This is a genomic window from Candidatus Latescibacter sp. (genome assembly GCA_030692375.1).
Classification (GTDB): Bacteria; Latescibacterota; Latescibacteria; order Latescibacterales; family Latescibacteraceae; genus JAUYCD01.
Genome location: JAUYCD010000147.1, coordinates 1 through 9537, shown reverse-complemented (window position 1 = coordinate 9537; position 9537 = coordinate 1). Strand labels below are relative to the sequence as shown.

Genomic DNA, 9537 nt, shown 5'->3' with positions numbered 1-9537 from the left:
TACCACGAAAAGTCCCCCTTCGGGGGATTTAGGGGGCTGCCTTCCAATATTAATTATAAGAATTTGTTAAAAAAAGAGTTAAGTAAGAGTCTAATCAAGTTTGTGAATAGATCGGGTTAAAAGGTCTCCGAGATAAAGAATCATCAGCCGCAAAAAAAATCACCGCAAAAGAAGCATCTTGCCTGTAGTTGCTTTACCTCCGGATTCAATTTTATAAAAATATATTCCCGATGCGGAGAGGCTTCCCGAGTCAGACCGCGAGTCCCATTGTACCCGGTTAATTCCTGAGTTGAATGTGTGATCTGCGATGGTTCTGACTCGCTGTCCTGCAATATTATATACGCTTATAACCGTTCTTGATGTTTTCGGCATTTCAAACTGAATGGTGACAGTCGGGTTGAAAGGATTGGGAAAGCACGTTGCAGTGATAAAGGGAACAGGCTTCCCCTGTTCCTTCACATACACTGCATCCGGAGTGTATTCATAGAGGCCGTAAAACTTGGTGCGTTCATGGTTGAAGGCATTGAGCGCAATTCTGTTGTCATCGGAAAATGCAATGAAATCCGAGGCCGATTGGGAAAACTCTGGAAGAATCTTTACAGCTCCGTTTTCATAGTATCCGGTAGCGCCGTACCCGGAGAACCACAGGGTCTTATTTTTATCAAATTTGACCAGCCTGCCGAAATCGAGATTGATAATTTTTTGCCATTCCCCCTGGTAAACCCACCATGAAAGCTCGTTGGTACGGGCGGCCCAGATAATTCCGCTGCCGTCTACCGCAAAATCAATGATGGATGCGCAATCCTTGACATTTCGAAGTTCCCAGTTCTTACGGTCGGTGTAAAGAACTGTTCCAAAATTCGTCTGCATATACATATTACCTCTATCATCGAAGCAGAGGTTATAAACGGCTTGCCACGGGTTGGCAATTTCCGGGAGGCGATAAAATATAAAGGTAGATTCCTGCCATTTGACCAGGCCGCTCGTGGTGGCAAACCACATGGTATTGTGAGAGATTCTATCCTGGACCATGTCGGTTTCATCAAAGGTCTTCAGGGTATCTATCGAAGCCCATTCACCGGCGCTGAAAACAAAAAAACCATTATTTGAATAAGCAATTATATCACCGTTCTGCATGGTGGTCAGATCATAAACATCGGGAAATTGGAATCGGTCGTAACTTTTGTAATTCACCCAGGAGGAATCTTCTCGAATGCTGATTCCAAAATGTTCGCTCTTATCATAAACAAGTCCCCTAAGCCCGTGACCGCACATAAGCTTTCCATCGCCGGTATAAGCTAAACAGGTTACCACATCCGATGCAAGATCGTAACGGTTTTCCACCTCTGTCCATGACTTACCATTGAAGGTATAAATTTTGTGGGTATTGTACGTCCATAGCGTGGAATCAGCCGCCGCTGCCAAGTATCCCTGTTCTCCGGCTGCCATATTCTGCATAACCCAGGATACTTTCCACACTCCCGATACATCCAGCAGATATACCTGCTGGGAAGAATATCCCCAAACTCTGCCGGAACGATCAAATGTGAGGAAGGTCGGATTACCCTGGCTGTTCCTTTTGAAAGACCATGAACTGTTCCGGTAAACTCCGTAAGAGTAATCATTGCATACCCATACTGCGCCGTCCGGGGCAATCTGTACTGTCAGATAGTTCCCAATAGGTGCGAGTGGGTCTATTTCGGAGGTGCGGTCGGTCCATGCTCCTTTTTCCATGGTCATGAGAGACAGGTAACCATTACCGGGAAGCTTCATGGTCGCCCAAAGCTTCCCGGCAGAGTCCACCGCCAGAGACCGCACATTACCGTTTTTGATTTTGGCGATGGTCTTGCCGTCGAAAGTGTACACTCCTCCGTCCGAACTGAATGTGCCGATATACAACAATCCTTTTCCAGCAAAGGCTATAACAGGATTAATAAGCTCCACGCTATCAAACAGGGTGAGTTGACCGTTGTTCCAGATTACCAGCCGGTTGCTGGAGAGAAAGTACAGTTTACCTTCTGAATCGGCGTAAAACGGCGCATGGCTGTTCAGCAGCGGTTTGTACGTGTACTTCTTCCACCGGATTCTGTCGAAAATATGGAAACTGGAGTCAGTCCCAGCACATATCCTGCCGCCGGGAAGGCTGAAAATACTTTTGATATCGGTTTGAGGAACAGGGCTGGTAAAGTGAGTCCATCTGCCGCTGTTATCAAATCCGTAAGCGCCGGCTGCAAGTAAGATGCCAATACATAAAGTCAGAGAAAAAATGACCGCGCAGTTGAAACGCAAAAGAAACTTCAATTTTCACTCAACCTCTCGGTAAAGACAAAAAAAAATAATGTCTGAACCACTGAGTTATCTCCGATTTTGCATAAAAATGGATTTTCTTACTGTAAACCACTAAACTACAGCCCCCTAAATCCCCCGGAGGGGGACTTAAATGACTGAAAAGCAAAGAGTAAAAGAATATTTTGCTAAGTATAACGCACTTACATGTTATTGCCTTTACCATGTAAAGTCCCCCTCCGGGGGATTTAGGGGGCTGCCTTTCAAGAGCGGGCATAAGTATTTGTTTAAATATAAGTTGAGATAACACTTACGTAACTTTATAAATAATTCGGGTTATGAAGAGATAATCATTTTTTCCTTCATCCTGGTCTTACATTCAATCTTCTGTCTTCTGTATTCTTTCTTTATACTTCTCACAAAGACATGGGTTCTATTGTTTTTTCCCGATCGAGTCTACAATGATGGCCAGAATAAGAACAATTCCGGTGACAAACTCCTGCCAGTAAGAGCTCACCGGCATGATGTTGATGGCTGAATCGATGGTGGCCATGAGCATAGCTCCGAAAAATGCGCCGAGAACAGTACCCTTTCCGCCGGAAAGAGCGCACCCGCCTATAATTGCTCCGGTAATCGCCTTGAACTCCATGTTCAAACCGGCTGTAAGCGATCCGTTTCCCAGCCGTGCGCTGAGGAGTATCCCGGCAACCGCCGCCAGCGCTCCGGAAAGCATGTAATTCTGTATCTTGACCCTGCTGACCGGTATTCCGGAAAGTATAGCGGCATACTCATTGCCGCCGATATAATAATTCTGGCGAAAATACCGTGATTTGCGGAGGAAAAAATCGCCGACCAGTACGCACACCAGGCAAACCCATATCGGAAACTGCACTCCGAAAACCGATGCCTGTCCCACCCAGTTGTATGAGCTGTTCATGATGGGAATATTGTTTCCCCCTGCAAAAATGGTGGAAAGACCCCGGATAAAAATCATCATTCCCAGGGTGGTGATAAAAGGATTGATCCGCAGCTTTGCGATCATGAGGCCGTTTCCCAGACCTACCAGCAAGCCGCAGACTACAGCCGCCGTCATGGCCAGAAACCAGGGCTGATCGTTCTTTAGCACAAGAGCGGCGGCCACTCCGGTGAATGTCACCACCGAACCCACCGAGAGGTCGAATCCCCCGGAGACCAGAAGAATGGTCATCCCCACTGCAATCACTGCTATGGAAGACATGGCAAGGATAGTGGCCTTGAGCACCGCAGGATTGAGAAATTCCCGCGGATAAAATATGCTCATCAGAATCCAGACACTGATAAGAATGATAAAGATGCGGCGCTCCTCGAATCGGTTGAGAACGGAAAAAATATGCTTCATGATGCGGTTTCTCCTGCTCCGAGTGCATAGGAAAGTATGAGTTCCTCGGTGGCTTCCGAGGCGGAAAGAACAGTTTGAATCAGGCCCTCGCGCATGACACAGATACGGTCGGACAACCCCAGAATTTCTTTGAGATCGCTGGAAATGAGCATCACCCCGGCGCCGCTGCCGGCAAGCTCGCGGATGTGGGCATAGATCTCCTCTTTTGCCCCCACATCTACTCCACGGGTCGGCTCGTCGACCATAAGCAGGGTAGGATGTATGCCCATCCACATCCCCAGGAGCACTTTTTGCTGGTTTCCGCCGGAAAGAGCATACACAGTTTGTTCGATAGAGGGGGTGATAATGTTGAACCTCCGAACCATTTCCCGGGCAAAGGTCCGGATTCTTTTTTCGCGCAGGATACCGAACCGGGAAGCGAATTTCGAAAGAGAGGGGCTGATAAGGTTTTCATGGATTGTGAGGGAAAGACAGAGTCCCTGTACCTTCCGATCTTCGGTCAGGTAACCGATTCCGAGCCTGACTGCATCACCGGGTGAATGTATCTGTATTTCCCTGCCATGAAGCTTTACTGTTCCTCCGTCTCTTGTATCGAGTCCGAAAATGGTTCTGGCGACCTCGGTTCTTCCGGCCCCCACTAAACCCGCAAATCCCAGGATTTCACCGGAATAAACGGTGAACGAGACATTCTCAAACACAGGAGCGCGGCTGAGACCGCTGACTTCAAGAACCGGAGGGGATTCCGGAAGGCGAATCGGCTTTCCTGTAAACATGTCCCCGATGTTTCTGCCCACCATGCGGCTGATCAATTCATTCTCAGTGACAGAGGATACCGGGAAAGTACCCTGATACACGCCGTCCCGGAGTACTGTTACCCGGTCGGCGATTTGAAATATCTCCGGAAGGTGGTGTGAGATGAAGATAAACGAAATACCTTTTTCTTTGAGCTGCCGTATGTTCCGGAAAAGCGTTTCGGTCTCAGCTCCGGATAGAGAAGAAGTCGGCTCATCAAGAAGCACGACCTGCGGATTCAGCGTCAGAGCCTTGAGTATTTCAAGAATCTGGCGCTTCCCGATGGGTAAAAGGCCGGTGGGTATATCCAGGTCAATATCCTCGCCAAATATCTCGATCATGTGCCTGGCCCTGCGGTTCAATTCATTTCGTTTCACCAGGCCGAAGGTATCGACCGGCTGAATATTGGCGAAGATATTTTCAGCCGCGCTGAGATTGGGCACAAGAGAAAGCTCCTGATATACAACACGGATTCCCTGTTTCTGGGCATCATGGGCGTTTTTGAAGGCTGTCTCTTTCCCATTCAGGAGAACACGGCCCGCTGTAGGGGGATATACTCCGCCGATGATGTGCATGAGTGTTGATTTGCCCGCGCCGTTCTCCCCGATAAGAGCATGAACCTCGCCGCGCCTTATATCAAAGGATACATTGTCCAGTGCTTTCACTCCGGGGAAATGTTTGGTTATCCCCTCGAGCTTGAGAACAATGGCGTCTTCATTTTTTATCTTTTCATTTTCCATTCTGGATTCCGACTTCCGGATTCTGGTTTACTTTGTGCCTTTGTCCCTCTGTGCCTTCTCTTTAAGCTTTGTCACTTCTTTATGGGATATTAAAAATATCCCGCTCAGGCGCAAAACCGTAAAAGTCGAAATATGCGCCCGGGCGAGAGAAATTAGATTGGAAATCTTTTACCCAACCTGAGCGATTTTGTATTTGAAAAAGAGCACCCTCACGAGTTATATTGTTGTTAAAGAAAGGGATATCGTGGCAGATATCAACAACAAGCCATAACCGAGAGGGTGTAGAGAAAGATGGGGAAAAAACCGGGACAAGGCAAGGGGAAAACGCACCGGATCACGGGTGTTGGCATAACCACGGATACGTTGACCAGGCCTGCGGTCATTGAGTTGGGCATCTATACGATGGTGATGGACGACGATGAAGCGGAGATTCGGCATGGAGTGCAGCCCACCTATAAAAAGGTTGAGGGATTTCAGCCGCTCCAGATGACCTGGGGCAGGGTTATCGTGGATGCGGTGTTCCGCGGGGGCAAGAAGCACAACAATCATGGGGATACCGTAGAGGAGATGGTGCGGCATGTGGTGCGGAAAATCCGGAAACAGTACCGCACGGATGTGCCGATCATCTTCAAAATGGACAGCGGGTTTTTTGACCAGAAAAGGTAGTGCCACAGGAATAAGAAATACTTATTGATGTGAGTTATGTTCAGTTTTAATAATCTCTTAGGGTTTAATTCCCCGCCGCTTGCGGCGATTTTCTTTATATTTGTGCATGGGAAAAAGTGACTACATACGTAAATCACATAATGTGTCAGTTTTGTTGTATCATTTTGTATGCCCTGCAAAATACAGAAAAGTGATATTCCAAAAAGAAGTTGATGAGACGTTAAAAGAAATCTGTATGGAAATATCAAGGCGATACCCGATACATTTTCTTGAAATAGGAACAGATAATAATCACGTACACTTTTTGGTGCAATCTATTCCGACATATAGTGCTACAAAAATCATAACAGTAGTGAAAAGTATAACCGCGAGAGAAATATTCAGAATTCATCCAGACGTCAGAAAACAATTATGGGGAGGAGAATTCTGGAGTGACGGATATTTTGTCAATACCGTTAGTAAGTTTGGCGATGAAAATACAATCTCACAATATGTCAAAGAACAAGGTCTTGAAGCTGAGTATAAGGTACTCCACAAGGCAAAACAACTGAGCCTTTTTTAGAAAATCACAGAGATACCCCGCTGCTTGCGGCGGGGAGCTTCATTAACCCCCTTAACAAGGGGGTCGCCGTCAAACGGCGGGGGGATTTTATCCTTGAGTTTATGAATAGATCGGGCTAAGAAGGATATGAAACTTTTTGACCTTAATAATTTTAGGCTTGACCAGCTAAAATTAAAAAAGAGCAAGAAGTACTATGATGAGAACAAAAGATATTTCAGGATGTTGCTCATAAAATTGGGTAATATCAATGTATCAGAAATAACGAAACATCAGATAGAAACTTTTCTTAATGATTTTTCGAGGGATTTAATTGAAAGGAGAAGGACAAATTACAAGGTTAATGCTTGCCTCAGGTGCTTAAAATCATTATTTTTTTACGGTTGCCGTATTCACGAATTGACGAAAAATCCTTGAGTCGGGATAGAGTTCTTTTCTGTTGACAAAAAGCTGAAATACATCCCGTCCAACGAGGATATCAAGCAGGTATTAGAAATGTGCGACAAAGAAGAAGCCCTGCTGGTCAGGTTTGTGATGGATACTGGGGCAAAGATTAACGAGGCCTTGAGGTTGACCACAAAGGACGTTTTAAAGATTGTGTGGTGTTGTATACCCGCAAAAGTAAAATTCCAAAGGAAGGTAGACCGTTGTTTGAGATAATGGCTCTTTTAGGACATTCAAATTTATCAACGACTCAGAATTATTTGCAGTTGTTACAATAAAGGGGATAGTTAAACGCTATCCTCTTTTAAAACTGCCAGAAAACTGCCAGAGAAAAATATATAACAGAATTTAATCTCAATTAACTGCCACATTATCAATATGTTGCCCCCATAGCTCAGGTGGATAGAGCGACGGTTTCCTAACGCATCCAGGGCATTTATCGTAAAGCATTAATAATCAATTAAATACAGAAATATCAATAAGATATGCGTGGATAATTTTAGACCATTTTTGATGATTTTTCCCTGTTTTTACGATTTTCTTTAGCCATTCTTTAACGAGAATTGACTCTTTTTTTCGTGTCTGATATACTATTACTATACACATCCCCGCCGATACTTCCCACAATATTTCTCTGCCATCCGCCATTAATAATTGACGCCGATTTTTACGGCGTATCAATAGTGTGCAATCTATGTCCTTTTGCTTCCAGCAAAAAGGACAGCCCACTCTCTCAGAACGCCTGAAATAGACAAACAGCTTTTCACGAAAGACTGGGCTGTCCTTTCAGGACAAGATTGCACGCAATAATCATAAAATAATAATATGCCTCGAAATCCGGACGCCAAACGCAAGCTACTCAAGGCTATATACGACCTCAAGTTTGCCACAATATATAATCTCGCCTTTGAGAGCAGGGGAACGAATAAGGACTCCTGCCTCGTCGGCATAGGCCGCCATATTCGCCAACTGGAAAAGGCCGGGCTGATCCTTCCGGTCAGGCAATACGGCTATCTGCGAAACGAAAAATTCCGCCATACCTTCTGGCAGGTAACGAAAGAGGGCGCGAACGCCCTGGGCTATGAACGATACACACCCATCGGAGAGAAGTCGGTTATAAACTTCCCGCACCAGTTCGGCTTGATCGATACATTGTGCGGCCTGTACTTCCCGTTCCGCGGCGAGTACGAATTCACCGTCACCTATCCGTCAACATCCAATTCCCTTGACGGCTACAAGCCGGACGCGATTGTTCGATACCGGCACAAGCTCGACGGCAGAGAATACGACTTCATTCTTGAGTTTGAACGGACTCGGACACCGAAGGCGATCTATGAGGAAAAAATACGATTGAACGAGAAAATTAAGAATTTCCGGAAATATGGCCTATCAAAACAAACCAAGTTCCTCTATATTTTCACGACCGAAATTTTTGATGTGACTAAAAGGCCGGTGGAGTATTCTGAATGCCGACCGATATTACAAAGGGTTGAAAAGCAGTTCAGCCAGTTTTTGTATATGACGCGGAAACTGCCCGATCACCGGTACAGGTTTGCCCTTCTCCACCAATTCAAGGAGTTTGAGAGGGCAGTGTGGTTTATACCGAATGGACATAAGACAAAGATTATTGCCTGAATATTCAATGTAAGTATTGAATAATTTTATGGTTGTGATAAAATATGTGCATAAGTATTTTTCTCACTCTTAAATTTATTCAACACATATGAATAAACACATCAAAAAATCTCTTCAATGGCTTTTAGGCCACGCCCTTACTGTTTTTTCCTGCGTGGCGATTATCGTCCTTGGTATGTCAGCCATTGCGTATTCAAGCACAGTCCCAACTATTATCGGAGAAAACATAAGCACAAATAATTTGACCGCTTCCGGTAATTTAGAAGTTGGAGGGAATGCTACCACTATCGGCAATATAGTAGTTTCTGGTGATCTCTCGGTAACTGGAACAAGTTCAATAAGGAATGCAGCTTTAGGCGGGGTGACGACTGGATCCCGTTCGATTGAACCAGATTTTACAATCGTTCTTTTCCCCGATACGCAACTTATGGTGAAAAACAACCCCGCTGTCTGGAGAGCTATGCCTCAATGGGTTTTGGACAACAAAACTTCACAAAATATCCAGGCAGTAATCGGTCTTGGCGATGTTACAGAGGATCATACAATTGGCCAATTCACGGAAGCGAAAAATGGTTGGAATGTTGTTGATGCCACAGGTCTGCCTTATATGCCTATCATTGGAAACCACGACTATAATAGTCTGCCTGATAATTTATCCAGTAGAGATACGACAAACTGGAACAGTTATTTTGGAATTTCAACCTTTTCTGGCAAAAGCTGGTATGGAGGGGCGTATAATAATTCTACTGACAACTATTGGATTAAATTCGATGTCGGTTCGCACAAATATCTGGTTCTTGCCTTAGAGGTTTTTCCACGCTCGGAAGTATTGACCTGGGCACAGGGCATCATTGACGCGAACACTGACCGCGAGGTTATTATCGCCACTCACGCCTATTTGAATACCGACGGCACACGCATTCTGCACGGAGACAGTTACGGCCCCGATGGACTTAATGTAGCTTCCGATAATGACGCGCAACAAATGTGGGATAGTCTTATTAAACTTAATTCAAACATCATCTTAGTAGTGAGTG

6 protein-coding genes and 1 pseudogene are annotated in these 9537 nt (G+C 45.3%); 4 read left to right on the top strand and 3 right to left on the bottom strand.

Features of this window, described 5'->3' with window-relative positions; translation table 11 throughout:
* Positions 1 to 159 precede the first annotated feature (159 nt).
* The 3 genes from Q8O92_09085 to Q8O92_09075 form a co-directional block, all read right to left on the bottom strand.
* Positions 160 to 2301, bottom strand: coding sequence for a T9SS type A sorting domain-containing protein (locus tag Q8O92_09085; GenBank protein ID MDP2983469.1), 2142 nt, complete (start codon positions 2299 to 2301; stop codon positions 160 to 162).
* A 418-nt stretch (positions 2302 to 2719) separates the two neighbouring features.
* Positions 2720 to 3664, bottom strand: coding sequence for an ABC transporter permease (locus Q8O92_09080; protein ID MDP2983468.1), 945 nt, complete (start codon positions 3662 to 3664; stop codon positions 2720 to 2722).
* A complete protein-coding gene (locus Q8O92_09075; GenBank protein ID MDP2983467.1) occupies positions 3661 to 5196 on the bottom strand; it encodes a sugar ABC transporter ATP-binding protein in 1536 nt (511 codons plus the stop codon). Before Q8O92_09075 ends, Q8O92_09080 begins: the two co-directional genes overlap by 4 nt.
* 366 nt (positions 5197 to 5562) lie before the next feature.
* Here Q8O92_09075 and Q8O92_09070 point away from each other — a divergent pair.
* From Q8O92_09070 to Q8O92_09055, 4 genes and pseudogenes are all read left to right on the top strand, one after another.
* Positions 5563 to 5856, top strand: a pseudogene (locus Q8O92_09070) (IS1380 family transposase).
* 112 nt (positions 5857 to 5968) lie between these two features.
* Positions 5969 to 6424: an IS200/IS605 family transposase gene (gene tnpA / locus Q8O92_09065; GenBank protein MDP2983466.1), complete on the top strand. Its 456-nt coding sequence runs from the start codon at positions 5969 to 5971 to the stop codon at positions 6422 to 6424.
* 1266 nt (positions 6425 to 7690) lie between these two features.
* Entirely contained in the window at positions 7691 to 8500 is an 810-nt protein-coding gene (locus Q8O92_09060; protein ID MDP2983465.1) for a hypothetical protein, read from the top strand.
* Between the two features lie 88 nt (positions 8501 to 8588).
* The coding region (locus Q8O92_09055) for a metallophosphoesterase (GenBank protein MDP2983464.1) at positions 8589 to 9537 on the top strand (949 nt) is incomplete at its 3' end.

Excerpts from the sequence above, each read along its gene's own strand:
- Q8O92_09075 (MDP2983467.1), bottom strand. The coding sequence starts at position 5,196 with ATGGAAAATGAAAAGATAAAAAATGAAGACGCCATTGTTCTCAAGCTC.
- Q8O92_09080 (MDP2983468.1), bottom strand. The coding sequence starts at position 3,664 with ATGAAGCATATTTTTTCCGTTCTCAACCGATTCGAGGAGCGCCGCATC.
- Q8O92_09060 (MDP2983465.1), top strand. The coding sequence starts at position 7,691 with ATGCCTCGAAATCCGGACGCCAAACGCAAGCTACTCAAGGCTATATAC.
- tnpA (MDP2983466.1), top strand. The coding sequence starts at position 5,969 with ATGGGAAAAAGTGACTACATACGTAAATCACATAATGTGTCAGTTTTG.